Genomic DNA, 25,956 nt, shown 5'->3' on the forward strand with positions numbered 1-25,956 from the left:
GTGATCGCGCCCGAGGCGATGGGGGTCCGGGGGAAGGGGAGGAAACAACCCTTTTCAAAGGGTTTTTCCTCCCCTTCCCCCGGCCGCCGGAGGCATCTTCCATGAAAATAGCGTTTGCGGGCAAGGGTGGCGTGGGCAAGACCTCGTTGTGTGCGTGGGTGGCGGACTGGCTGGCCCGCAGCGGCAGGAACGTCTGGCTGGTGGACGCGGACACGGCGCTGTCCCTGGGCCAGGCCTCGGGGCTGGGTGCGGACGCGCTGCCCGAGCCGTTGGTCCGGCGCGGCGATCTGGTGCGCGAGCGCATCCACGAGGGCGGGTTTCTGAATCTCAATCCCGAGGTGGGCGATTTGCCCGAGGAGCTGGCCGTGGACGTGCCGCTGGGCGGCGAGCCGTTGCCGGGCGTGGAGCCGGGGCGCAAGCGGCTGATCGTCATGGGCGCGGTGACCAACGCGGGCGGCGGGTGCGCGTGCGACGCCAACGCGCTGCTGAAGGCGCTGTTGGCGCATATCGTCATGGACCGCGACGAGTGGGTGCTGGTGGACCTGGAGGCGGGCGTGGAGCATCTGGGGCGGGGCACCGTGGCCCATGTGGACGGACTGGTGGTGGTTTCGGAGCCGTCCATGCGCTCGCTCATGACCGGGGCCGAGGTCGGGCGCATGGCCGCTGACCTGGGGCTGGACAACCAGGCGCTGGTGCTCAACCGGCACCAGGGCGGGGAGCCGCCTCGGCTGGACGGCCTGCCCGAGTGGCGGCTGTCCGTGCCGCCCCTGGCGGGCCTGGCCGAGCGGCAGATGACGGACGCGTCCGTGCTCGGGCTGCCCGAGAGCGACAGGCTGGACGGACTGGTGCGCGCCCTGCTGAACCGGCTCGCGGCCCGGCGGCCTTCCGAGAGTTGGAATAACGGATAAGCTATACTGTAATTTTCGTATCTTCCCGGAGATTTATAATTGCACAAACCCGTTTTGCGGCACACGTTCGTGCGTAGGGGCAAGGGTCTGGTATGCAATGACGAGTGTTCGGGAGGTGGCCGATGGGTTGGAAAGATTGTAAACTCTGCTTCAAATTCGCTATTGGGTTTGGTTCGATACTGTTGCTGCTGATGGTGCTGGGGGGGTGGGCGCTGTTCGGCATCAACGGCATCGTGCGCAATGCCAAGGAAGTCATTACCGGCAACAAGCTGCGCGGGAATTTCACGCAAAAGGTGGTGGACCACCTCAAATGGTCGGAGAAGGTCAACGAACTGCTGACCAATACCAACGTGAACGAGCTTCACGTGCAGACCGATCCGCACAAGTGCGCTTTCGGCAAATGGTTTTACAGCGATGCCCGGCTCGAGGCCGAGAAACTGGTTCCCGGGCTGAAGCCGCTCATGGCCGAGATCGAGAACTATCACAACACGCTGCATGAATCGGCGGTGGAGATCGCCAAGAAGTATGCCCCGGCCGATGTGGAGCTGGGGTCTTTTTTGCGCGACAAGAAGCTCGACCACCTGCGCTGGATGGGCACGGTCAAGGACGCGCTCATCAATCCCGCGAGCACGAGCACGGGCGTGCAGACCGATCCGCACAAGTGCGCCTTCGGCAAATGGCTCTACTCCGAGGACACGACCAAGCGCATGAAGGACGACCCCGAGTTCGGGGCCTTGGTCCAGAAGATTTTCGAACCGCACCGCTCTCTGCACGAATCCGCCGCCGAGATCGACACCGAACTGGCTTCGGGCAACCGGGCCAAGGCTCAGGAATGGTATCGGGACATCACCGCGCCCCTGGGCGAGGAGACCCTGACGGCCATCGACGGCGTGCTCGGCCTGAACGACGCCCGGATCAAGGGGTATGACGAGGCCAAGGCCATCTATGCCGGGGTCACGGTGCCCGCCCTGAACAAGGTCCAGGAGTTGCTGAACAAGAGCATGGAGCTCATCTCCGCGAACATCATGACCGACGAGGAAATGCTGCAAAAGGCGGCCAGCACCCGCATGGGCGTCATGGTCTTCGGCATCGTCTCCGTGTTCCTCGGCGTGTTCCTGGCCTGGATCATCGCCCGGGGCATCGTGGGGCCGCTGCGCAAGGGCATGGAGTTCGCCCACATCGTGTCCACCGGCGACCTGACGGCCACGGTGGACCTGCACCAGAATGACGAGGTCGGCCAGTTGGCCGCCGCCCTGACCGGCATGGCCGACCGGCTGAACAAGGTCGTGGCCGACGTGAACGCGGCCACGGACAGCGTGTCCGCAGGCAGCGAGGAGCTGTCCGCCTCGGCCCAGTCCCTGTCCCAGTCCGTGGTGGAGCAGTCCGCGTCCATCGAACAGATTTCCGCCTCCATGGAGGAAATGAGCGCCGGGGTGCGGACCAACGCCCGTTCCGCCCAGGAGACCGAGGCCATCGCCAGCAAGGCGGCCTCGGGGGCCAGGGAGAGCGGCCAGGCCGTGGAAGAAGCCATGGGCGCGCTCAAGTCCATTGCCGAGCGGATCACCATCATCCAGGAGATTGCCCGCCAGACCAACCTGCTGGCGCTGAACGCGGCCATCGAGGCGGCCCGAGCCGGGGAGCACGGCAAGGGGTTCGCGGTGGTCGCGGCCGAGGTCCGCAAGCTGGCCGAACGCAGCGGCAAGGCGGCCGAGGAGATCGGCGACCTGTCCGCGGCCTCCATGGGCGTGGCCGACAAGGCGGGGCGGATGCTCGACGAGCTGGTGCCGCAGATCGGGCGCACGGCCGAGCTGATCCAGGAGATCGCCTCCAGCTCCCTGGAGCAGGAAAAGGGCGTGAACGAGATCGGCGCGGCCATCACCCAGCTGGACGACGTGGTCCAGGGCAACGCCTCGGCCTCGGAGGAAATGGCCTCCACCAGCGAGGAACTGTCCGCCCAGGCCCAGGCCCTGGCCGAGGCCATGACCTTCTTCAAGGTGGCGTCGGGCGGCCGGGCCACGGTGGTGGCCCGGCGGTCGAACGCCAAGTCTCTGCCCGCGGCTCCGACCAAGGCCGGGCGCGGTGCCGGGAGCAAGGGCGCCGGTCTGGCCCTGGACATGGGCGACGACCAGGATTTCGAGAAGTTCTAGCCCGGCCTAGTCCGGCAATAGCGCGAGCAGGCGGGCCGGGGTCAGCCCGGCCAGGGTGGACACCCTCAGGGCGGCCCCACTCAGGTCCTGGCCCGGCGAGTTGGGGTTCTCGAACCCCACCGGGGTCATGCCCGCGCGCCGGGCGGCCAGGATGCCGTTGGTCGAGTCCTCGATGACCACGCAGCGGGCCGGGTCCGCGCCCAGCCGCTGGGCGGCCAGCAGGAAGATGTCCGGCGCGGGCTTGGCGACGGTCACGTCGTTTCCCCCCACATACGTGACGAAGAGCGGCGTGAGGCCGATGGCCGAGAGCGTGGCCTCGATGACGTCTGTGGTGTTGGACGAGGCCAGGGCGAAGGGGACGTCTTCGGTGCGCAGCCCGGCCAGCAGCTCCGGCACGCCGGGGATGGGGTCGAGCCCGGTGGCGGCGCGCAGGAAGGCCTTGTAGCGTTCCATCTTGGCGTCGGACAGCTCCTGGGGCGTGCCGGGGAGGGCGAAGCGTTCCTTCATCAACCGCCACTGGCTGACGCTGGAGGTGCCGATCAGCCGGACGTACTCGTCGGGCGGGAAGGCGAAGCCGAGTTCCTCGGCATATTCCGAAAATATCCGCTCATGAATGGGCTCGGAGTCGAACAGGACCCCGTCCATGTCGAAGAGGACCGCGAAATCCATGGCCATGGTCAGGAGGCTTCCGCGTTGTTCCCGTTCTCGGGGATGATGATGACCTCGTCCGGGCGCACGCGCACGTGGACCGCGTCGCCGGGCCGGAACAGGCCCGCGTAGGCCGGGGCGCGGGTGAACACCGGGCCGCAGTCCGTGTCGATGGTGTACTCGATGACCGGGCCCATGTAGGCGTTCTGGCGGACCACCCCGGACAGGGCGTGGGGCGCGTCTTCCTCCTTGGGCACGATCTCGATGACCTCGGGCCGCAGGGACAGGCTGACCGGGCCGTCCACGTGATCGGTGCGGTCGTTGAACGGCAGCTCCACCTCGGCGTCGCCGAAGGTGACCACCTTGTTTCCGCCCCGGCTGGACAACTCGCCCCGGACCAAGTTGGACTCGCCGATGAAGTTGGCCACGAACGCGGTCTCGGGCTTGTGGTACAGGGAGCGCGGTTCGCCCTTCTGCTCGATCTTCCCCTTGCGCATGATGATGATCTCGTCGGACACGGCCAGGGCCTCGGCCTGGTCGTGGGTCACGTAGATGGAGGTGATCCCCGAGTCCTGCTGGAGGCGGCGGATGTCGTCGCGCATGCTCCGGCGCAGCTTGGAGTCGATGTTGCTGAGCGGCTCGTCGAAGAGCAGGACCTTGGGCGACAGGATCATGGCCCGGGCCACGGCCACGCGCTGCTGCTGGCCGCCGGACAGCTCGTTGGGGTAGCGGCTCTGGTAGCCGTCCATGTCGACCATGCGCAGGACCTCGCGGACCCGCTCGCGGATCCGGTCCCGGGGCTGCTTCATGACGGTCAGGCCGTAGCCCACGTTCTGCTCCACGGTCATGTGCGGGAACAGGGCGTAGGACTGGAAGACCATGCCCACGTCGCGCCGGGTGGCGGACAGCTTGGTGACGTCCTCGTCGCCGAACAGGATACGGCCCGAGGTGACCGGCTCCAGGCCCGAGACCAGGCGCAGCAGGGTGGTCTTGCCGCAGCCGGACGGGCCGAGCAGGGTGGTCAGGGTGCCGGGGGCGAACTCGATATCGATTTCGTCCACGGCCCGGACCTTGCCGAAGTGCTTGGAGACCTTTTCCAGGGTCACCTTGATGGAGCTTTCGTTCATGTCAGCCTCGGGTTGTTTCCACCTGGCGGTCGGTCTTGGACCTGCCGGTGAAGGCCTGCACGAGCAGGGTGAAAATGAGCATGGTCAGGATCAGGACCGAGCCGTAGGCCACGGCCACGCCGGTCTCGCCGCTCTCCACCCGGGAGAGGATGTAGGTGGTGGCCACGTCGGTCCCGGCCGTGGCCAGGAAGATGACCGCCGACACCGTGGTCATGGCCCGGATGAAGCTGTAGGCCATGGACGAGACGATGGTCGATTTGAGCAGCGGCAGGAGCACCGAACGCAGGGTCCGGAAGCTGCCTGCCCGCTGCAGGAGGGACGCCTCTTCGAGGTTGGTCGAGATCTGGCTCAGCGCCGACATGCCGCCGCGTATGCCTACGGGCATGGCCCGGATGGCCATGGTGATGATCAGGATGGCCGCCGTGCCGGTCAGCTCGATGGGCGGGGTGTTGTAGGCCAGGATGTAGGCCACGCCGATGACCGTGCCCGGGATGGCGAAGATGAGCACCGTGCCGAAATCGATGACCGCCCGGCCGGGGAAGGTGCGCCGGGTCAGGATGAAGGCGATGAGGATGCCGAGCAGGGTGGTCAGGGGCGCGGCGATGACCGAGTAGGTCACGGAGTGGAAGAAGGACGGCCATGCCCCGGACGAGAAGCCGTTCAGCCACAGCTCGGCGTGGTGCTTCATGGTCAGGGTGTAGTCCGCGCCCCACTGGCGGACGAAGCCGCCCAGGAAGATGGACACGTAGAGCACGCCCACCAGGACGAGCCAGAAACCGATGAAGCCCGTCAGGGCCTTTTGCAGGCCGCGCGGCAGCGGGGTGACGTTGCCCGAGGTCTCCACGCCCGTGACCGTGACGTAGGACCGCTTGCCCACCCATTTTTTCTGGATCAGAAAGACGGTCAGGGACAGAAGCAACAGGATCAGGCCCAGCGCGGCGGCCTTGGTGAAGTCGAGCTGCGAGCCCGCGATGGAGAAATAGATTTCCGTGGACAGGACGTCGTACTCGCCGCCCAGGACCAGCGGGTTGCCGAAGTCGGCGGCCGACGAGATCATGCCCAGCAGGAAGGCGTTGGCGATGGCCGGGCGCAGCAGGGGCAGGGTGACGTTTTTCAGGGTCTGCCAGCGGTCGGCGCGCATGGTCAGGGAGGCCTCCTCCATGGCCGGATTGATGGAGGTGAGCATGCCCGAGATGACCATGTAGCTGATGGGCGTGAGCGACAGGACCTGGGCCACCAAGATGCCGGTGAAGCCGTATATGTACCCGGACCGCTCGAAGAACCAGGCGGCGTTCTCCGGGGTGAATACGCCGTGGGGTCCGATCAGGTACATGAGCGCGTCGTTGATCATCCCGGCCCGGCCGAAGAGCAGGATCAGGGACATGCCGACCACGAAGGGCGGGGTGATGATCGGCAGGATGTAGAAGACCCGGATCAGGTAGCGCAGCCTCGTCGTGGCGCGCACGGCGTACAGGGCGAAGAGCAGGCCGAACAGGGTGGTGGCCGCGCCCACGGAGAAGGCCAGGCGCAGGGTGTTCCAGATGACCCGGCCGATGCCGTGGACCGTGGCGATCTTGAAGAACTGGAGCAGGTCGATGTGGCCCGCCTCGTCGAAGATCAGCCGGTTGAAGATCTCCCAGACCGGAAAGAAGATGAAGGCCGCGACCATGAGGATGACGAAGATCACGGCCCCGGCGATGAAGGTGTCGCCCCGCTGGAAGCCGAGCTCGGACAGGCCGATGGCCCCCAGGGTGGCCAGGGACATGACGACCACGCCCGCGCCCAGGCCGATGGAGGTGTGCGTGTCGATGAAGGCGTAGAGGATGGCGGCGATGCCGACCCCGGCCGCCGTCGTCAGGAACCAGCCCCGCCCCCTGGGCGACAGGCGGGCGAAGGCGAACGGGGCGATCAGGCAGAGATAGGCGGGCACGGCCAGCGTCAGGCTGCTGTACTTCCAGCCCAGGGCTTCGACGATCTCCTCCCAGGTGGAGTCGGTCAGTCCGTAGTCCAGGGCGACCCAGGGCAGCAGCCAGTAGGCGAGCAGGGCGACCGCCACCCAGGAGAGGATGACCCAGGGGCCGACCTCTCCCGGAGCGGTGTGTTTTTTCATGTGCATTGCGGACGGTTTCGCTGCGGAGGTCTAGCGCTCCAGGGGCTTGATTTCCACGACCCAGCGGTCGATCAGGTGGGCGCGCATCTCCTCGGAGCCGTACTTGACGAAGTCGTAGTCGATGAGCTTGACCTGATCCAGGCGGATGGCCTCGGGCGGCACCGCGGCGTTCACGTTGGTCGGGACCTGGAACATCTTCACGCGCTGGGGCACCTCCTGGCCCTCGGCGCTGAGCATGTAGTCCACGAACAGCTTGGCGTTGTCCATGTTGCGGCAGTTCTTGATGATGGACAGGCCGCCGATTTCGTAGCCGGTGCCCTCGGTGGGCACGACCAGTTCCAGCGGAAAGCCGTTGGCCTTCTGCAGGGCGTGGTCATGCAAAAAGCCGATGCCGATCATGGTCTCGCCGCGCGCGGCGGCCTTGCCCGGAGCCGAGCCGGACTTGGTGTACTGGTTGATGTTCTTGTGCAGCTTGGCCATGTACTCGAAGGCCTGGTCCTCGCCCATGATCTGGACCATGGTCGCCAGCACGGTGTAGGCCGTGCCCGAGCTCTGCGGGCTGGCCATCTGGATGGTGCCCTTGTATTCGGGCTTGGTCAGGTCGGCCCAGGAGTGCGGCATGGGCAGCCCCTTCTCCTTGAGAACCTCGGTGTTGACCGAGTAGCCGAGCACGCCCGCGTACACGCCTGCGGAGTGGTGCTGCCTGGAGGTGGCCGGGTTCTGGAACTCGGGCTTGATCTCCTTGAGCATGGGGGACTCGTAGGATTCGAGCAGGCCGTTCACGCCCGCCTGGGAGTGGGGATCGAGCGTGCCCGCGTACCAGACGTCGCCCTTGGGGTTGTCCTTCTCGGCCAGGATCTTGGCGTAGGTGGACCCGGACCCGGAGCGGGTCATCTGGACCTTGACGCCGTACTTCTCGGCAAAGGCGTCGGCCACGGCCTGGCAGGCGAAGGGCTCGTTGGAGCAGTAGATGACTAGGCGGCCCTTGGCGAAGCTGGCGGTGGCCATGCCGAGCGCAAAGGCGAGCACGAGAAACATGGTGAACCGTTTCATTGTCGTTCTCCTCGAAAGTTGTCTGGTTCGGTGGCGTGATCCCAAGGGATCCCCGGTTTGCGTCACTAAAATGTAACACAAATGTCACAACCATGTAACAAAGTGAAAGAAACGAGGCAATACGTTTCCGTCGATTTTGCATTGGGAAAACGAAGAATTGCCGGGCGGATGACGGGCCGCGGCCCGGGCGGGCCGGGCGCCGGGATGCGGGGCGAGGAGGCGGGCCTGAATGGACATGGCGCATTCCTGCAACGTTCATGTCGCCAAAGCGCCCCTGTTATAATTGTACATTGCCATCCGGATTCCGTATAAGGATGCTTGATCCCCGTTTGCCGGGAGCGAAGAACAGCGCCGCAACCTCCGAGGAAATCTTGCACACGAAGTCCACATCCCTTCTCTTCAAGGTGACTCTCGCCGTTATCGTTCTGCTCGGGCTTTATCTGGCCAGCCTCCGGAACTACCTCCTCTTCCATACCATGGTCGAGATGTTCTCCATCGTGGTCGCCTTCGGCATCTTCACCATCGGCTGGAACTCGCGCTACTACATCAAAAGCAACTACCTGCTCTTCCTGGCCATCGCCTACCTGTTCGTCGCCTTTCTCGACCTCCTGCACACCATGTCCTACAAGGGCATGGGCATCTTCACCGACTACGACTATTACGCCAACCAGGTGTGGATAGCCACGCGCTACATGGAGAGCCTCTCCCTGCTGGCCGCCTTCTGGTTCCTCAGGGAGAGCCGGTCCGTGAACGCGGTCCGGGTCTTCTCGGCCTATTTCGCCATCACCGCCGTGATCGTGGCGGCCATCTTCTGGTGGAAGATATTCCCGGTCTGCTTTGTTGACGGGACCGGGCTGACCGCGTTCAAGAAGATCAGCGAGTACATCATCTGCCTGATCCTCGGGGCGGCCACCTGGCTGCTCTTCCGCATGCGCGACCGGTTCGATCCGGTGGTCCACCGTTGGCTGGTCTGGTCCCTGGTGTTCACCATCTGCTCGGAGCTGGCCTTCACCTTCTACATCAGCAACTACGGCTTCTCGAACCTGGTGGGCCACTATTTCAAGCTCTTTTCCTTCTATTTCATCTACCGGGCCCTGGTGGCCACTGGCATCACCGCGCCGCACACGGTGCTTTTCCGCGCCCTGCAGGATTCGGAGACCAAGTTCCGGGGGTTGGTGGAGAGTTCCCGGGACCTCATCTGGGAGGTGGACGGGAAGCTGCGCTACACCTACGTCAGCCCCCTGGCCCCGGCCATCCTCGGCTACGGCCCGGAAGAGATGCTCGGCATGACGCCGTTCGACTTCATGTCCGCCGACCATGCCGGGCCCGCGCGCGAGGCTTTCCGCCAGGCCGCCAGGAGCGGGGCGGCGGTGCATCGCGAGAACACTTTCCTGGGCCTCGAGGGGCGGGAGGTGGTCATGGAGACGCGCAGCGTGCCCATTCTCGACGCCGAGGGCCGGGTGGCCGGGTATCGGGGCGTGGACCGGGACGTGACCGAGCGCAAGCTCCACGAGCGTGAACTCAGGCAGCTCCAGCGGGCCGTGGAGAGCAGCCCCATCGGCATCGTCGTCGCCTCCATCGACGGGATCATCGAATACGGCAACCCGGCCTTTTACGGGCGCCAGGAGATCACCGGCGCGGACGCCCTGGGCCGCGACATCGCCCTGTTCCTGGCGGACGACCAGCTGGACCCCGTGGTCCGCGAGGCCGGAGAGGCGCTGCGGGCGGGCCGCCTGTGGCAGGGAGACGTGTCCCGCCGCAACGGCCGGGGCGACCGGTTCTGGGAGCACGTCATGATCGCGCCCGTGACCGACCGGCAGGGCGCGCTGGTCAATTTTGTGGCCACCTTCGAGGACATCACCGACCGCAAGGCCCTGGAAAAGCTCAAGGAGGACGTGGAGCAGATCATGCGCCACGATCTCAAGAGCCCGCTCAACGGGGTCATCGGCATCCCCCAGCTGCTCCTGGAGGAAGGGAACCTGACCGAACAGCAGGAGACCCTGGTGCGGCTCATCGAGAGCACGGGGTACCGGATCCTGGACATGGTCAACCACTCCCTGGACCTGTTCAAGATGGAGACCGGGGTCTACGAGTACGCCCCGGCCGAGGTGGATGCCCTGGAGGTGGTGCAGATGGTCCTCGAGGACCACGCCGGCCCGGCCCGGACCAAGAACATCTCCCTGGACCTGTCCGTGGAGCGGGCGGCCTGCGGCGTGGACTGCCGCATCCGGTCGGACAAGGACCTGCTCTACCACATGCTCTCCAACTTCATCGCCAACGCGGTGGACGCCTCGCCCGACGGCGGTTCCGTGGAGGTGCGCATCGAGGGCGTTCCGTGCCGGGAGATCCGCATCCGCAACCGGGGAGCGGTTCCGGCGGAGATCCGCGACCAGTTCTTCGAGAAGTACAAGACCTGGGGCAAGAAGCGCGGCACCGGGCTCGGCACCTACTCCTCCAAGCTCATGGCCGACGCCATGGGCTACGTCCTGCGCCTCGACACCTCGGACGAGGACGACACCACGGTCATCTCCATCCTCCTGTCCGGCGCGTGACGGTTCCCGGCCCTCGCCGACCTTCCCCTTTTTTCCCGGATTGGCCGTGACAAGGCCGCCGCTTGGGCCTAACCTTGCGGTAAGGACGTTTCCCGGCCGGTGCCCGGCGCGCCCCGCAGACACGACAACAACCCGACAGAACATATCGGAGGAATCATGGCCAACGCATTCGATACATTCACGTTGAAGGACGTCACCCTGCGCAATCGCATCGTGGTGCCGCCCATGTGCCAGTACCAGGCCGTGGACGGAGTGCCCAACCAGTGGCACGAGATCCACTATCCGTCCCTGGCCCGGGGCGGTGCCGGGCTGGTCATCGTGGAGGCCACGGCGGTCTCGCCCGAGGGGCGCATCTCCCCGGGCTGCACTGGCCTGTGGAACGAGGCCCAGGCCGGGGAGATGGCGAAGATCGCGGCGAGCATCAAGCGGGCCGGGGCCGTACCCGGCATCCAGCTCGGCCACGCGGGCCGCAAGGCGAGCGCCAACGTGCCGTGGCAGGGCGACGACCACATGGCCGAGGACGACCCGAGGGCGTGGCAGCCCATCTCCCCGTCGGCCGTGCCCTTCGGCGTGAACCTGCCGCGCGTGCCCCGCGAGATGACCCTTGAGGACATCCGGCGCGTCCAGGCGGACTTCGTCGGCGCGGTGCGCCGCGCCCGCGACGCCGGGTTCGAGTGGCTGGAGCTGCACTTCGCCCACGGCTACCTGGGCCAGAGCTTTTTGTCGGTGCACGCCAACAAGCGCACGGACGAGTATGGCGGCGACCTGGCCGGGCGCGGCCGGTTCCTGCGCGAGACCCTGGCCGCCGTCCGCGAGGTCTGGCCCGAACGGCTGCCCCTGGCCGCCCGCCTCGGGGTCATCGAGTTCGACGGCCGGGACGAGGAGACGGTCGCCGACGCCATACGCCTGACCAGGGACTTCAAGGCCCTCGGCCTGGACCTGCTCGACGTCAGCCTGGGCTTCTCCACCCCGGAGGCGAACATCCCGTGGGGCCCGGCCCTGGTCGTGCCCTATGCGGCCCGCATCCGAAAGGAGGTCGGCATCCCGGTGTCGGCGGCCTGGAGCGTGGACACCCCGGAGATCATCCGAGACGTCCTGGCCAAGGAGCAGCTCGACCTGGTCATGCTCGGCCACCGCCACCTGGCCAACCCGCACTATCCCTACGCCCTGGCCAAGGCCTACGGCATTGAGAACCCGGGCTGGTCCACCCTGCCCGAGTCCTACGCTCACTGGCTGGACCGCTACAGGGCCAGCGACGAGCGGTAGGCCCGTTCGCGGGCGACAGGCGGAACGACGCCCCGGAAGACCATTCCTCCGTGGCGTTCCTGTGTCCGGGCCCAGGCGGCACCGGTGAAAAACGGCATATCACCGTTGCGATATAATAATAGCTACGGGCGAATACTGCGGGTATTGTCGGCGCATATGAGACTATCGGTGGGTCGAACCGGCCTTGGCGTCGGTGGGGATTCCGCCCAAACAGCAGGTGGGAGTATGCAGTTCAAATCCATCAAGACCAAAATTGTCGTCATGGCCGGAGGGTGCCTCCTTACAACCGTCGTGGTGCTGGTCGGCATCCAGATGATTTCCCAGTCGCGATCGGAGCGGTTCGTGGGTGCCAAGGTCAATGAGCTTATCGAGGAACAGACGCGCCAGAGCCTGACGGCCATTGCCCAGCGCGAGGCCGGGAACATCAGCCAGAAGCTGAACATCAACCTGGACAGCGCGCGGACCATCGCCGACGCCTTCAATGCCGTCAGGAAGGCCTCGGGCGCCGGGGCCACCTTCGACCTGCGCGCGGCGTTCAACGACATCCTGCTCAGGGTCCTGGAGAACAACCCGGAATTCCTGGGCGCCTACAGCGCCTGGGAGCCCAACGCCCTGGACGGCAAGGATTCCCTCCATGCCGGGAACAACTCCACGGGACACGACGAAACCGGGCGGTTCGTTCCCTATTGGAACCGGGACGAGAACGGCCGCATCGCGCGCCAGGCCCTGGTCGGCTACGAGGACGCCTCGAAGCATCCCAACGGGGTGACCAAGGGCGGCTGGTACCTGTTCCCCCGCCAGCGGCACAAGGAAAACATCCTTGATCCCTTCCCCTACATAGTGCAGGGCCGCCAGGAGTGGCTGACCACCATGTCCGCCCCCATCATGCTCGACGGGAAGTTCCTGGGCATCGCCGGCACCGACCTGCGGCTCAAGTTCATCCAGCAGCTGAGCGAGGAAGTGGCCAAATCCCTGTATGACGGCAAGGCCCACGTGCAGGTCGTCAGTTATCTCGGCATCATGGTCGCAGACAGCCAGAACCCCGAAGCGGTGGGCAAGCCGCTCAAGGACGTCTACAAGGGCGACTGGAAAGCGGTCGTGGACAGCATCCAGGGCGGCAAGTCCTATGTGGACATGGCTCCGGACAAGGAGAACGTCGACGTCAGCGCCCCGATCCAGTTGGGCCGGACCGGGACGCCCTGGGGCATCCTGATCGAGGTCGACCGCGGCGTGGTCTTTGCTGACGCCCAGCAGCTCACGGAATTCATGGCCAGCAACTCGCAGGAGAACATCGTCATCGGCGTCAGCGCCGGGGCGGCTATCGTGGTCCTGGCCTGTCTGGTCCTGTGGTTCCTGGCCAACAGTCTGGTCGCGCCGGTGCGCAAGGCCGTGGCCTTCGCCGAGAAGATCGCGGGCGGCGACTTCGTGGACAACCGCATCGACGTCAAGCAGAAGGACGAGATCGGCGCGCTTTCCAGAACCCTGAAGAACATGGCCGACAAGCTCAAGGGCGTGGTCGTGGACGTCAAGTCCGCTTCCGAGAGCGTGGCGGACGGCAGCACCGAACTGTCCGCCTCGTCGCAGTCCGTGTCCGAGGGCGCGACCGAGCAGGCCGCCTCCATTGAGGAGATCACCTCGTCCATGGAGGAGATGACCTCGAACATCGCCCAGAACGCCCAGAACGCCCAGGAGACCGACACCCTGGCCACCAAGGCGGCCAATGACGCGCGGGTCAGCGGCGAGGCCGTGGAAAAGACCGTGGTGTCCATGCGCAGCATCGCCGAGAAGATCTCCATCGTCGAGGAAATCGCCCGGCAGACCAACTTGCTGGCGCTGAACGCGGCCATCGAGGCGGCCCGTGCGGGCGAGCACGGCAAGGGCTTCGCGGTCGTGGCCGCCGAGGTCCGCAAGCTGGCCGAACGGAGCGGCGAGGCCGCTTCGGAGATCAGCGAGTTGTCCAGCAGCAGCGTGGAGGTCGCCGAAAAGGCGGGCGAGATGCTCAAGCTGCTGGTCCCGGATATCGAAAAGACCGCCATGCTGGTCCAGGAGATCACCGCGGCCAGCAACGAGCAGAACGCGGGCGCGACCCAGATCAACCAGGCCATCGCCCAGCTCGACAACGTCATCCAGCAGAACGCCTCGGCGTCCGAGGAGATGGCCTCCACCAGCCAGGAACTGGCCGGGCAGGGCAGGCACCTGCAGGAAGTCATGGCTTTCTTCCACGTGGAGGAAGGCGGCTCCCGCTACGCCTCCACCACCAAGGTGGTCAGGAGAAAGTCCGCCCCGGCCATCACCCGAGGCAAGCCCGCCCCGGCCCAGCCCAAGGGCCTGGCCCTCGAAATGGGCATGGACGACCAGGACGACTTCGAACGCTTCTAGACGATCCGAACAACCAAACCAAAGGGGCGGGACCGCAAGGTCCCGCCCCTTTTTTCTCGAAATCCGCCGCCAGCCGCATGCCGGGGTTCCAGCCGTCCCAAGAAAAAGGACTTGCAGCCGCAACTGCAAGTCCTCGAGATTCCATGGTGCGCCAGGTAGGATTCGAACCCACGGCCGTCGGCTTAGAAGGCCGATGCTCTATCCACCTGAGCTACTGGCGCGCGTGGTTGTCTCATTAATCAAGGCGGGCGGCAGAGGTCAAGGATATTCGGCGGGGGTCATTCGCCGATGATCTTGACCAGGACCCGTTTTCTGCGGCGGCCGTCGAACTCGCCGTAGAAGATGCGCTCCCAGGTGCCGAAGTCGAGGCGGCCTTCGGTTACGGCCACAACCACCTCGCGGCCCATGACCTGGCGCTTCATGTGCGCGTCGGCGTTGTCCTCGTACCCGTTGTGCCGGTACTGCGAGACCGGTTCGTGCGGGGCCAGCTTCTCCAGCCAGACCTCGTAGTCCTGGTGCAGGCCCGGCTCGTCATCGTTGATGAAGACCGAGGCGGTGATGTGCATGGCGTTGACCAGGCACAGCCCCTCCCGGATGCCCGATTCGCGCAGACAGGCCTCCACGTCCTCGGTAATGTTCACGAACGCCCGGCGCGTCGGGACCTCGAAAAAGAGTTCTTTGCGATAGGATTTCATATCGTTTCCCCTAGCACAACCGCACCCGGCGGACCATGAAAAAAAGTGCGGACCGGACGCATTGCGGCGCGGCGAGAGCCTTTGCCCGGCCTGGATTTGGTCACAATCCCGGGAAAGCGGAAAATAGTGCTTGCATTCGCGAAATTCTTGCGTACAAGCTCCATCCAATGGTTCGCCGTCAGCGAGGATTGACCGATCCGAACTACGGCGGGCGCGCGGGACGCCCCTGGGGAATGCACCCCCCCGGATGCGGCTCCCGCCGGGTTCGCGCCATGTCGGCGCGGGCCAACCGTACCAAGGGGGTTTTATGTGTTTAGTTGAAGGCGGGGCAAACGGCCCGGCCCGTAAGGCAAGGAGGTGTTTCGGTCACTAAACCATTTAATCACGAGGTGTTGATGAATGAACACTGTCGGTGTGCATTGTATTCTTGAACTCAAAGGTTGTCCTTCCCATCTGCTCGACGACGAGCAACTCATTCTCGAAACCATGATCGCCGCTTCCCAGCGGGCGATGTCCACTCTGCTCGACATCACAAGTCACAAGTTCGAGCCCCAGGGAGTCACCGCCCTGGCCCTGCTCGCGGAATCCCATATTTCCATCCACACCTGGCCCGAATCGGGCTATGCGGCCGTGGATATCTTCACCTGCGGCGAAACCGCCAAGCCCCGGGTCGCCTGCGAGTATTTCGTGCGCGAATTCCAGGCCGCCGACCATACCCTGACCGTGCTGCCGCGCGGCAACGGCTGCGGGTGCCACCATCCCCTGACCCCGAAAGAGGAGGCGACGCTGTGGCAGGTTCGAGGCTGAGTAGCGATTACTGGATTACCGAATACATGACCGAGGACGACGTCCACCTCCATGGGGTGGAGCAGATCCTCGAATTCAAGCGGACCGAATACCAGGAGATGTCCATCGTCCGCTCCAAGACCTTCGGCGCTGGCCTGGTCCTGGACGGCAAGTGGCAGGTCTCCGAGCGCGACGAGTTCCTCTACCACGAGCCGCTCGTCCACACCGCCCTGTACCAGCACGGCGCGCCGTCGCGCGTACTGGTCCTGGGCGGCGCGGACGGCGGGGCCGTGCGCGAGGTCCTCAAGTGGAAGTCCGTGACCAAGGCCGTCCAGGTCGAGATCGACAAGGTCGTCTACGACGCCTGCCAGGAGCACCTGGGCAACATCCACCAGGGCTGCTTCCAGAGCCCGCGCGCCGAGATCCGTTTCGGCGACGCCTTCGAAGTGCTCGAAAAGGAGGGCGGCTCCTGGGACGTGATCATCTGCGACCTGTCCGACCCGCTCGAGGACAGTCCGGCCATGAATCTCTTCACCAAAGAGTTCTTCACCACCTGCCGCGAGGCCCTGGCCCCGGGCGGCGTGTTCGTCATCCAGGCGGGGCCGGTCACGCCCCCGTTCGACGACGGCCACGCGCGCATCGTGCGCACCCTGGGCACCGTGTTCGAGAACGTCACCCACTTCTTCTCCTGCACCCCCACCTACGTGGTCCCGCTCGGCTTCGCCCTCGGCGCGCTCAAGCCGCTGGATACCGACCCGGAACCCGCCAAGGTGAACGCCTTCCTGGCGGAAAACGTGGACGGCGAACTTCGGTTCTTTGACGGCATCGCCCTGCGCGGGCTCATGAGCCCGCCCAAATACCTGCGCGACAAGGTGGCCAGGGGCGAAACCCTGTCCACCCTCGACGACCCGGCCCGCTATACCGGCACCGGCGTCAAGTCGTAGCCCCGCATACGCAATTAAATGAGGCCGGGCCGGTGCATGCGCACCGGTCCGGCCTTTTTTGACGCCTCCGGCGGCCGGAGGGGGAAACTTTTTGCAAGATCAGTATTGCTTCGGGTGGTCGCATGGTCTATATAAAAACTAATTGTGAATATTTATTCATATAATTTTACCACTAGGAGAACGTCATGAAATCTACCAATTATTCAGTAACAAGCCTTTACAGTTTGCTTCAAACTCGTCTCAAAACATCGCCTTCGGAGAGGCTCGACGAGAGGACTTCTCCCTTGCACACCATGGCGATGATGGCGCTTGAAGCTGCGTGCTCGGACGCACCCAAGACACTTGCACAAATGCTGGACGACCAAAGCAAGGCTCCCGGATCAACCAGCATCGCCGCCGTTGATAACAACGACATTACCCCCGACGACTGGCAACACCTTCAAGACATATTGTTGCTAAACAGTTTCATAAACGTCTACGGGATGCAAAAAGTGTATGCCGACCATGGCAACAAGGCATACGACATCAGCAATAAAACGGAAGCGGCTGCCTTTACGCAGGCATGCGCCAGCGCGCTGAACTATGTTACCACATCGGCCATGGGCGGCTTTCTGAACCTCCGCAATCAAACGGCACAGTCGATCACCAAGACCTACAAGAGAATGGAATTCCACTTGGATTTTTTAAGCGACCTGTTTAAGGCCTTTTCGTTCCCAAAGGCCACATTGATAGCCTTGGATGGGGTCTTGAAGTCAGTGGTAGAGTCTTTGAAGAAGATTGAGTTCAACGATCAATTAAAAACAGTAGACCACCTGCTGTTCATGTACACTTTCGAGGAAGTGCCCGGAATGGACATCAAACTTCCCCATCTGCGCCTGTTTTACCTCAAAATAAACACAAGAACATGGCAGATGTCCATGCACAAAGCCACGGTGACTGAGATCGACTTCCAGTGCAACTATATGGATGAGGATTGGGAGATGAATCCTTTTCAGGTGGCGAAACAACGGGATCAAATCCAATCGCTTCTCACAAAAATGAGTGGTCTTTCAATGGATGAGTTGAATAATAAACTTACGCCGGCAGTTGTCGATACGGGGAAAGCGTAAGCCGCAACGGCGGAGTGAAGTTGATTCCACTGATTTCTTGTAACAAAAGAGGTCATCATGCCTTTGACGAAGACAAATACCGGTAACCAGATTAGAGGAAGATATGTCCCCAATGCGCGGGAAAGAGTAGATTGTCAGGCTGTGATCAACCTGCTGACGTTTGCGGATCTGGGACGCGGAGCCGGTACGTTGCATAGGAGCGGCGTTGCACGACTTGACATGCAGGGAAGAACCGCGGCAGGGGACACGAACCTTCAAGTTCAAATCGGGTCGCAAACCGTAGCAGCGGGAGTGATTGCCGCGTCTGTGCTGGTCACCGGAGATCCAGCCAATCAAAGGGGAGCAACGCATGCGACTGTTTCCATACTGAACCAAAGTATGGACTCCGGCACCATATGGACTTTGACAGGAGCTTTGCCTTAGTCCGTTTAGCCATCGGAGCCCGTGAAGAATGAAACAAGCCCCTGGCAGGAAACTCTGCCGGGGCTTTTGTTTTGTTGGCTAAGACGGTTCGGGCTTAAGCCTGTAATTTCCCAGCCATGGGGAGTTTTCCCCCACAGGGTCTCCTTCCGCGCCCTTTGGTGTTTTCGGCAGGAGCGCGTGGGAGGCGATGAACGCTAAAAACTACCGCTTTTCCCAGTCCTGCACGCCGCCCTTGACCAGGACGAACAGCGGGTGGGGAGCGGGGCGTAGGTTGCGGGAATCCTCGAAGCGGTCGGGGTCGCGTTGTTCGAGTTTGGCGAGCAGGTGGCGCCACTCGTAGTCGAGCTGGCCGGTGGTTTCGCGGATGGGCGCGGCTTGGGCGTGTTCGTCGATTTTCGAGGCGTCGAAGTTGTAGCCCCGGTTGCGGGCCTCGTGCAGGATGGCCGTGAGAAAGGCGTCGATGGCCGAAAGCGGGTCCGGGTGGTTGCGGAAGCGGATGAGCTGGGGGTGGTTGGTGTAGCCCTTGGTCAGGCCGCGCAGGACCTTGCGGGCCAGAAGGCCTTCGCGCCAGGCCGCGGTCAGGCCCTTGGTGTCCAGGAAGCGGGGATGGACGGTCCACAGCCGCATGGCTGCCTACCTCGTCTCGGCCAGATAGCCCAGTTCGCGGGCGAAATCGTCGGTGTCGGCGGGCAGGCCGTGGAGCAGGTGGCCCAGGCGCATCATCTCCCCGGCCGGAAAGTCCTTCTGCCAGCGGGCGTAGTAGCCGCTGAAGCCGTACATCCAGAGCAGCTCGGAGGCCTGGGTGAAAACCTGGCGGGCGAACCCGTCCCAGGTGGTGGAGGTCTCGATCTTCCAGACGGGGTATTCCTCGCCGTCCACCTCGCGTTTGCCCTTGAAGTCGACCACGATGTCGAGCACGCCGCCGGGCCGGGGGGTGACCTCCCAGTAGTAGAGCCAGCCCTCGCCGCCCCATTCGAACTCGGTGTGGCGGTAGTCCACCTCCATGTCCGTGGGCGCGTCCAGTCCGCGCACGTCGCACAGGCAGCGGAACAGGTCCTTGATGGGCTCGGAGAAATTGGAATTGACGCTCAGGTCGAAGTGGGAATCGTCTGACACCAGCCGGGCTTCCAGCCACCCGGCCCGCGCTTCGGTCAGGAAGATTTCAAAACGATTATCCGACATTCCGTCCTCCATGTCACAGTCTGTCCGCACACTACACAACTCGTCCGGGATAGGCAAAGGGTGAGTGCCGGAGGGCCCGCCGACCGGTGCCGAATCCTTGCCAAAAAAGGGTTTACAGGGTCCTATATTTCCGCTACGTACATGACTCTTCTTATTATGGGAGAATAGCTCATTCATAAATTGTTTGAATTGCTCATTTTCCTCAAAAGAGCGTAAAGATGTCGGGATCGGCCGCCAAGACCGACCGTGTGAACGGGGCTCGCCTGCCTCGGAAACGATGACCCGCCAGCACGGAACCCTCATCTTGAAAATATACGTTAAAACTACTTTGCCCGAGGTCCGTTGTGGAGGTAACCCATGGAAAAAACTAACGAATCTGTTGAAATGCCCGAAATGGAAATGAACTTTGCCGATGCTCTCGACGAGTATCTGAACTCCGATTTCGGAGACCTGGACGAAGGGACCATCGTTTCCGGTGAAGTCGTCAAGGTCGACAAGGACTACGTGCTGGTCGACGTGAACTTCAAGTCCGAAGGCCAGATCCCCGTTTCCGAATTCACCGAGCCGGACGGCACCGTCGCCGTCAAGGTCGGCGAGAAGGTCGACGTGTTCGTCGCCCGCAAGAACGAAGCCGAAGGCACCATCTACTTGTCCCGTGACAAGGCCAAGCGGATGCAGCTTTTTGATAAACTGGAAGAACTCCAGGAGAAGGACGGCGAAGCCGTCGGCCGGATCATCCGTCGCATCAAGGGCGGCTACACCGTCGATCTCGGCGGCGTCGAAGCCTTCCTGCCCGGCTCCCACGTCGACCTGCGCCCGGTCCCGGACATGGACGCCCTGGTCAACCAGGAATTCGATTTCAAGATCCTCAAGATCAACCGCCGCCGTTCCAACGTCATCGTCTCCCGCCGCGTGCTCCTCGAGGAGATGCGTTCCGAGCAGCGCGACAAGCTGCTGGAGACCCTCGAAGAGGGCCAGGTGGTGCAGGGCAAGGTCAAGAACATCACCGAATACGGCGTGTTCATCGACCTGGGCGGCCTCGACGGCCTGCTGCACATCACCGACATGTCCTGGAAGCGCATCAAGCATCCCAAGGAGATGGTCGGCCTGGGCGACGATCTGGAACTGAAGATCCTCAACTTCGACCGCGAAGGCCAGAAGGTCTCCCTGGGTCTCAAGCAGCTCGTGCCCGATCCGTGGGAAAACATCGCCGAGAAGTACCCCGAGGGTTCCCGCTTCACCGGCGTGATCACCAACCTGGCCGACTACGGCGCGTTCGTCGAGCTGGAGAACGGCGTGGAAGGCCTGGTCCACATCTCCGAGATGTCCTGGACCCGCAAGCTCCGCCACCCGTCCCAGATGGTCAAGGTCGGCGAGGAAGTCGAAGTCGTCGTCCTGGGCGTTGATCCCGAGAAGAAGCGCATCAGCCTCGGCATGAAGCAGATCTCCCCGAACCCGTGGGATGTCGTGGCCGAGAAGTACCCCGAGGGCACCGTCCTCGAGGGCGCCATCAAGAACATCACCGAGTTCGGCGTGTTCATCGGCATCGAGGAGGGCATCGACGGCCTGATCCACGTGTCCGACATCTCCTGGACCAAGAAGATCCGCCACCCCTCCGAGGTCTACAAGGTCGGTGACTCCGTCCAGGCCAAGGTCCTCACCGTGGACAAGGAGAACGAGAAGTTCACCCTGGGCGTCAAGCAGCTGACCGAAGACCCGTGGACCCAGGTCCCGGCCAAGTACCCCGTGGGCCAGAAGGTCAACGGCGTGGTCACCAACATCACCGACTTCGGTCTCTTCGTCGAGGTCGAGGAAGGCATCGAGGGGCTGGTGCACGTCTCCGAGATCAGCCGCAAGAAGATCAAGTCCCCCTCCGAGATGTTCAAGGAAGGCGACACCATCGAAGCCAAGGTCATCCACGTGTCCGCGGACGAGCGCCGTCTGGGCCTGTCCATCAAGCAGACCAAGGAAGAGCCCGCCCGCGCCAGCGGCGGCAAGTCCAAGTCCTTTGGTGGCGACAGCGTGAGCGCCGGTTCCACCCTGGGCGACCTGCTCCGCGAGAAGCTGGAGGAAGCCGCCGGTGACGCCCTGGCCGCCGCCGAAGAGGAAGAGGCCGCCATCGCTGTCGAAGAGGCCCCGGTCGAAGAGGTCGTCGAATCCGAAGCTCCGGCCGAAGAAGCCGCTGCCGAGGAAGAAGAGACCAAGTAAGGTAACAACGTCATGCGCATGGCAGGGACCAAAGACCGTTTCTCCCAGCGCCACCCCCTTCTGTTCGGGGTGATGATGATCATATTGGCCATGGCCCTCATTACGGGGGTCATGGCCTTTTTCCGTTCCATGGGCTGGACGCCCGGCACCTTCGCCCTGTCCGGCGACAAGATCGGCATCGTCCACGTGGACGGCATGATCGTCGACTCCTCCAGGGTGGTCGCCTTCATCCGCTCCCTGGAAGACGACGGCTCGGTCAAGGGTGTGCTCCTGCGCGTCAACTCCCCGGGCGGGGCCATCGCCCCCTCCCAGGAGATCTACGCAGCGGTCAAGAAGCTCAATCAGGTCAAGCCGGTCATCGCGTCCTACGGCACCGTGGCCGCGTCCGGCGGCTACTACTCCTCCTGCCCGGCGCGGCTCATCTACGCCAATCCGGGGTCCATCACCGCCTCCATCGGGGTCATGGCCGAGTTCATCACCGTGGCCGACGCCATGGAGAAGTTCGGCATCAAGCCCGAGGTGCTGACCACCGGCAGGTACAAGGGTGCGGGCTCGCCGCTGCGCAACCTGAGCGACGCCCAGCGCGAGCAGATGCTCGACCTCATGCAGGACCTTCATGACCAGTTCGTGGACGACGTGGCCGAGGCGCGCGGCATGAACCGCGCCCGGGTGGCCGCCATCGCCGACGGCCGCGCCGTTTCCGGCCGCCAGGCCGTGTCCCTCGGGCTGATCGACCGCATCGGCACCCAGGCCGACGCCATCGACGAGCTCAAGAAGGAGGCCGGCATCACGGGCCGCGCCCGGCTGGTCGAAGGACCGGTCGAAGAGCGCACCTTCGTCCAGGAGCTCATGGGCTCCCTCAAGATCGATCTCTCCTCCAGCCTGCATCAGGGCTGGTCATTCTTCTATAAATAGGCGGGCGAGGCCCGACAGCGGGTTCGGCCGCGCCTTCGTCCGTGCGTCGAGACGTGCGGCGGGGCGTGGCCGTGCCCGATCCGGCGCGTACCGTGACCGTGGCTGGCCGCGCATCGTCGCGTGCCGGGAGGGCGGTCAGGGCAGGGTCACGATCACGCTGGTCTCGCCGGGGACGCCGGTTTCGACCGCGATGTCCCCGCCGTGGGTGCGGGCGATGAGGCGGGCGGAGTAGGTGCCCAGCCCCGAGCCGCGCGCCGGGCTGGAGGTGGAGTATTTGTCGAAGAAGGTCTCGCGCACCGACAGGGGGACTTCGCCCTGGTTGCGGATGGTGATGGTCAGGCCGTCGTGCCTTTCGAGGACGATGGACACGGACCCGGATTCAGGGGAGGCCTCGAGCGCATTGAGTATGAGGTTGCAGAGCATGGAGCGGAAAAGCTCGGCGTCGGCGGACACGGGCAGGGTTCCGGCCGCCTGGTCGCCGATGACCTCAATGCCCACGCTGATCCCCTTTTCGCGGATGTGGGGCAGGGCCTCGGCCTTGATCTGTTCGAGAACGTCGAGCACGTCCACGGTGGTGCGGTCCAGGACGTAGGTGCCGCACTCCATCTTGTACAGGTCCAGCGAGCGGTTGATCTGTTCGAGCATGGACGCGCCCGCGTTTTCGATGGTCGCGAGCATGGCCTCCTGCGCGGCGTCGAGGTTGCCGCGGCGGCGGATTTCGTCGGGCAGGCCGATAACCGCGCCCAGCGGCGTCTTGAGGTCGTGCCGGGCCATGCGTTCCACGTCTTCGCGCAGGGCCTCAGCCAACTTGCGGTCGGAGATGTCGCGGCTGACGCCCTGCAGGCCGATGCGTTCGCCCTCCTCGGAAAAGAGGATGCCGAGGTGCGATTCCAGCCAGACCGAATTGCCGTCGGTGCAGGTGAATTCGAGATCCTCGGTCACCGAGGCGACGGACTCCTGGTCCTCGGCCAGGTCGTCGAGCACGCGGAGGATGTCCTTGAACTTGGTCTTGGAGGCGGGGGTGAGAAAATCCTGAATGTGCCGCCCCAGGACGTCGGGGCGCTTGAATCCGCGCACGCTCTCATCCGAGGGGCTGACGTAGGTGAAGCGGTAGTCCGCGTCCAGCCCCCAGATGATGTCGCTGACGTTCTCGGCCAGGAGGCGGTACTGCTTTTCGCGCTGGCGCAGGGCCTCCTCCATGAGCTTGCGGTCGGTGATGTCCGTGCCCACGCAGAGCAGGCCGACGCTGCTCCCGTCCTTGCCGCGCACCGAGTCGTTGGCCCAGGCCACCCAGACGATCTCGCCGTTCTTGCGCACGTTCATGGTCTCGTTGAACGGGTGGGCCGAGGGGTCCATAAGCAGCCGGTCGAGGTAGCGCCGCATGGAGCGGCCCTCCAGGGTCCTGCGCGGAACCAGGGTGCCGACCAGGGGCTTGCCCAGCAGCTCGCCGGGCTTGTAGCCGTAGAAGTCCTCGGCGTATTCGTTGCAGAAGACGATGTCGCCGTCCATGTTGATGCGCATGATGATGGACTTGGCGCTGTGGACCAGCTGGTAGTAGCGCTCGCGGTCCTTGAGGCGGCCCATGATGATGGCGGCCACGGCCCACAGGGAGGCCGGAATCAGCACGACGGCCAGGAGGCCGAAGGCGAGGATGTAGTTGCGGTGGGGCGAGCCGGTCCAGCCCCCGCTCGGAGCCGCTGCCAGGAGCCATTCGCCGGAAGGGACGTGGACGCTGCGCACCAGGGGGTGCATGTCGAAGACCACGGGGTCGCCCGCGAGCAGGGAATCCCGGCCGTCCTGGGTGGTCCTTTCGCGCAGGGCGAGGAGGACTTCGCCGGACAGGCCCAGGCCCGCCGAGCGGAACAGGGCCGGGGCGTCGAGGTGGACGCTGATCATGCCCCAGTAGCTTTCCGGGAGCTCCTTGCCGGGCAGGAAGACCGGGGCCAGGATGACAATCTCCTCGGCCTCCAGGGCGTGCTTGTCCGGGGCCAGGATCTGCCGCCGTCCGGTGGCCTTGGCCCGGCTGACAAGGCCGCGCAGGGCCACGGGGCCGGTCTGGGTCAGCTTGCGCCCGAAGGTCTTGTCCGCGCTCCAGGAGGGGTAGGCGTGGGACACGACGTCGTCCTTGGCCAGCTGCAGGGAGCGCACGGCGGGCATGTTCACCAGCAGGGCGTCGGCCAGGACCGCGAACTGGGCCTGGCTCAGGTTCGGGTTGACCTTGAGGAAGGCCTCCATGGCGCTGATCAGGTGGATGCCCGAGCCGATGGCCGAATCCAGGCTCGCCTTGCCCTCGTTGAGGGTCTGTACCACCTTGGCGCGGACCGTCTGGGCATGGTTTTCCTGCTCCGTGCGATAGCCGACGTAGACCAGCACGGCGAGCATGAGGCCGATGAGCGTGGGGATCAGGTAGGTGATGCGCTTGAGCATGGAAACAGCCATCCGTTTTTACGGCCGTGGTTCGCGCCGCATGACCGCCAGCATAACAAAAGGGCGGCCGAATGGAAACGGATGAGAAGGTCCCGGCGCGGGTCAGCTCCCGACCTTGGCCAATGCGGCGTGGGCTCCGCCCACGGCCGGGCGGGGGATGGCGAGCAGGGATTCATCCGGAGAGAACGGGGCCACGGCCTGCCGTTTCAAGTGCATCTCGCGTACCAGGCGGAGATTGCCGCTGCCGATGGGGTCGAAGGACACGGCCGGGGACAGGTCCGGTTCGTTCAGAAAATCGAAGACCAGGTTTTCGGACAGGGAGAACATGTCGTCGAGCTGGCGGTTGACCCTTGATGAGTGCAGCAGCCGCTCGGCCAATCGCAGGGAGCCGGTCCAGGATTTGCGCCCGGTCACGGACAGGCTGCCCTTGAGCAGTTGTTTCTTGACCAGGAAAGGCAGGCGGCGGCGGTCCATGGCCAGGAGCAGGCTGTCGTCCTGGGCGCGGTTGGGCATGCGCAGCAGGCTCAGCGCGGTCTCCTGCTCGACGCGGAAGCGGCGGTCGGCCTGGGCCTCCACGTAGACGTGGGAGAGGTTGGAGCCGGATTTCATGGCGGCCAGGGCGTTGGGCACGAAATAGTTGTGGGCCACCACGTCGGCGGCCAGGTGGGTCAGGTAGCCGTAGGCGTAGGCCGCCACGCGGGTGTCCCCGGCGGACCTGAGCAGCTTGAATCCGGTCACCCAGTTGTGGCTGTGGCCGGGCTTGATTCGGGTGCCCTTGCCGATGAAGATGTCGGCGGACAGGGAGCCGTAGAGAAAGGCGTCGCGGTGGCGCGAGATGATCGCGGCCAGGAGCGGCGGCAGGCAGCCGAGGTTGGACAGCACGGCGTTGCCCAGGGCGAGGTGCACGCCGGGGCCCCAGGCAAGGGCCTGGTCGGGCAGCAGCGCCACGAATAGGCAGGCAAGGATCAGGACAAGCTTCATCGGATAGAATCTCTCCGAGGGGAAACGTAAGGGTCTGGTCCGAAAAGTCAACGATAATCGTGCAAAGATTCCACCCCCGAGAACTCGGAGTTCCGG

The 25,956-nt window shown here is 64.2% G+C and carries 19 protein-coding genes and 1 tRNA gene; 10 read left to right on the forward strand and 10 right to left on the reverse strand.

Annotation, left to right across the window (positions count from 1 at the left end; genetic code table 11):
• The first annotated feature begins 101 nt into the window (after positions 1 to 101).
• Together AB6M95_RS09885 and AB6M95_RS09890 are read left to right on the forward strand one after the other, a co-directional pair.
• The gene (locus tag AB6M95_RS09885; protein ID WP_371386576.1) at positions 102 to 908 is read left to right on the forward strand and encodes an ATP-binding protein; all 807 of its coding nucleotides are present in this window, start codon (positions 102 to 104) and stop codon (positions 906 to 908) included.
• Between the two features lie 122 nt (positions 909 to 1,030).
• A complete protein-coding gene (locus AB6M95_RS09890) occupies positions 1,031 to 3,055 on the forward strand; it encodes a methyl-accepting chemotaxis protein (protein ID WP_442604685.1) in 2,025 nt (674 codons plus the stop codon).
• Positions 3,056 to 3,061: 6 nt separating this feature from the next.
• Here the strand turns inward: AB6M95_RS09890 and AB6M95_RS09895 are convergent, their stop codons facing one another.
• Genes AB6M95_RS09895 through AB6M95_RS09910 form a run of 4 tightly spaced genes read right to left on the reverse strand, consistent with a single transcriptional unit; the run spans position 3,062 to position 7,993 of the window.
• Positions 3,062 to 3,730, reverse strand: a complete 669-nt coding sequence (locus AB6M95_RS09895; RefSeq protein ID WP_371386577.1) for an HAD family hydrolase — start codon at positions 3,728 to 3,730, stop codon at positions 3,062 to 3,064.
• Between the two features lie 2 nt (positions 3,731 to 3,732).
• Positions 3,733 to 4,830 (reverse strand): ABC transporter ATP-binding protein, encoded by a 1,098-nt coding sequence (locus AB6M95_RS09900; protein ID WP_371386578.1) that lies wholly within the window; start codon positions 4,828 to 4,830, stop codon positions 3,733 to 3,735.
• Between the two features lies 1 nt (position 4,831).
• Positions 4,832 to 6,940 (reverse strand): ABC transporter permease, encoded by a 2,109-nt coding sequence (locus tag AB6M95_RS09905; RefSeq protein WP_371386579.1) that lies wholly within the window; start codon positions 6,938 to 6,940, stop codon positions 4,832 to 4,834.
• A 30-nt stretch (positions 6,941 to 6,970) separates the two neighbouring features.
• Positions 6,971 to 7,993, reverse strand: coding sequence for an ABC transporter substrate-binding protein (locus AB6M95_RS09910; RefSeq protein ID WP_371386580.1), 1,023 nt, complete (start codon positions 7,991 to 7,993; stop codon positions 6,971 to 6,973).
• Between the two features lie 371 nt (positions 7,994 to 8,364).
• Here AB6M95_RS09910 and AB6M95_RS09915 point away from each other — a divergent pair, with 371 nt between their 5' ends.
• The 3 genes from AB6M95_RS09915 (at position 8,365) to AB6M95_RS09925 (ending at position 14,190) form a co-directional block, all read left to right on the forward strand.
• Entirely contained in the window at positions 8,365 to 10,545 is a 2,181-nt protein-coding gene (locus AB6M95_RS09915) for a sensor histidine kinase (RefSeq protein ID WP_371386581.1), read from the forward strand.
• Between the two features lie 156 nt (positions 10,546 to 10,701).
• Positions 10,702 to 11,811, forward strand: a complete 1,110-nt coding sequence (locus tag AB6M95_RS09920; protein ID WP_371386582.1) for an NADH:flavin oxidoreductase/NADH oxidase — start codon at positions 10,702 to 10,704, stop codon at positions 11,809 to 11,811.
• 225 nt (positions 11,812 to 12,036) lie between these two features.
• Complete coding sequence (locus AB6M95_RS09925; RefSeq protein ID WP_371386583.1) at positions 12,037 to 14,190, forward strand: methyl-accepting chemotaxis protein; 2,154 nt, start codon at positions 12,037 to 12,039, stop codon at positions 14,188 to 14,190.
• Positions 14,191 to 14,334: 144 nt separating this feature from the next.
• Here the strand turns inward: AB6M95_RS09925 and AB6M95_RS09930 are convergent.
• Positions 14,335 to 14,411: transfer RNA gene (locus tag AB6M95_RS09930), tRNA-Arg, on the reverse strand.
• Between the two features lie 57 nt (positions 14,412 to 14,468).
• On the reverse strand, positions 14,469 to 14,885 hold the full coding sequence (locus AB6M95_RS09935; RefSeq protein ID WP_371386584.1) for a secondary thiamine-phosphate synthase enzyme YjbQ: 417 nt from the start codon (positions 14,883 to 14,885) through the stop codon (positions 14,469 to 14,471).
• A gap of 399 nt (positions 14,886 to 15,284) precedes the next feature.
• Here AB6M95_RS09935 and speD point away from each other — a divergent pair, with 399 nt between their 5' ends.
• The 3 genes from speD (at position 15,285) to AB6M95_RS09950 (ending at position 17,724) form a co-directional block, all read left to right on the forward strand.
• Positions 15,285 to 15,692, forward strand: a complete 408-nt coding sequence (speD, locus tag AB6M95_RS09940; RefSeq protein WP_371386585.1) for an adenosylmethionine decarboxylase — start codon at positions 15,285 to 15,287, stop codon at positions 15,690 to 15,692.
• Complete coding sequence (locus tag AB6M95_RS09945; RefSeq protein WP_371386586.1) at positions 15,674 to 16,615, forward strand: spermine/spermidine synthase domain-containing protein; 942 nt, start codon at positions 15,674 to 15,676, stop codon at positions 16,613 to 16,615. Before speD ends, AB6M95_RS09945 begins: the two co-directional genes overlap by 19 nt.
• 185 nt (positions 16,616 to 16,800) lie before the next feature.
• Complete coding sequence (locus AB6M95_RS09950) at positions 16,801 to 17,724, forward strand: hypothetical protein (RefSeq protein WP_371386587.1); 924 nt, start codon at positions 16,801 to 16,803, stop codon at positions 17,722 to 17,724.
• 624 nt (positions 17,725 to 18,348) lie between these two features.
• Here AB6M95_RS09950 and AB6M95_RS09955 read toward each other — a convergent pair.
• Entirely contained in the window at positions 18,349 to 18,774 is a 426-nt protein-coding gene (locus AB6M95_RS09955) for a pyrimidine dimer DNA glycosylase/endonuclease V (protein WP_371386588.1), read from the reverse strand.
• A 6-nt stretch (positions 18,775 to 18,780) separates the two neighbouring features.
• Entirely contained in the window at positions 18,781 to 19,329 is a 549-nt protein-coding gene (locus AB6M95_RS09960) for a hypothetical protein (protein ID WP_371386589.1), read from the reverse strand.
• Positions 19,330 to 19,686: 357 nt separating this feature from the next.
• Between AB6M95_RS09960 and AB6M95_RS09965 the strand changes: the two genes are divergently transcribed.
• The gene (locus AB6M95_RS09965) at positions 19,687 to 21,537 is read left to right on the forward strand and encodes a 30S ribosomal protein S1 (protein WP_371386590.1); all 1,851 of its coding nucleotides are present in this window, start codon (positions 19,687 to 19,689) and stop codon (positions 21,535 to 21,537) included.
• Positions 21,538 to 21,555: 18 nt separating this feature from the next.
• Positions 21,556 to 22,452 (forward strand): signal peptide peptidase SppA, encoded by an 897-nt coding sequence (gene sppA, locus AB6M95_RS09970; protein ID WP_371386591.1) that lies wholly within the window; start codon positions 21,556 to 21,558, stop codon positions 22,450 to 22,452.
• Between the two features lie 135 nt (positions 22,453 to 22,587).
• Here the strand turns inward: sppA and AB6M95_RS09975 are convergent, their stop codons facing one another.
• Positions 22,588 to 24,891: a PAS domain S-box protein gene (locus AB6M95_RS09975; RefSeq protein ID WP_371386592.1), complete on the reverse strand. Its 2,304-nt coding sequence runs from the start codon at positions 24,889 to 24,891 to the stop codon at positions 22,588 to 22,590.
• Between the two features lie 90 nt (positions 24,892 to 24,981).
• Positions 24,982 to 25,860, reverse strand: coding sequence for a zinc dependent phospholipase C family protein (locus AB6M95_RS09980; RefSeq protein WP_371386593.1), 879 nt, complete (start codon positions 25,858 to 25,860; stop codon positions 24,982 to 24,984).
• Positions 25,861 to 25,956 lie beyond the last annotated feature (96 nt).

Origin of the sequence: Pseudodesulfovibrio karagichevae, assembly GCF_041414475.1 — a bacterium.
Taxonomy (GTDB): Bacteria; Desulfobacterota; Desulfovibrionia; order Desulfovibrionales; family Desulfovibrionaceae; genus Pseudodesulfovibrio; species Pseudodesulfovibrio karagichevae.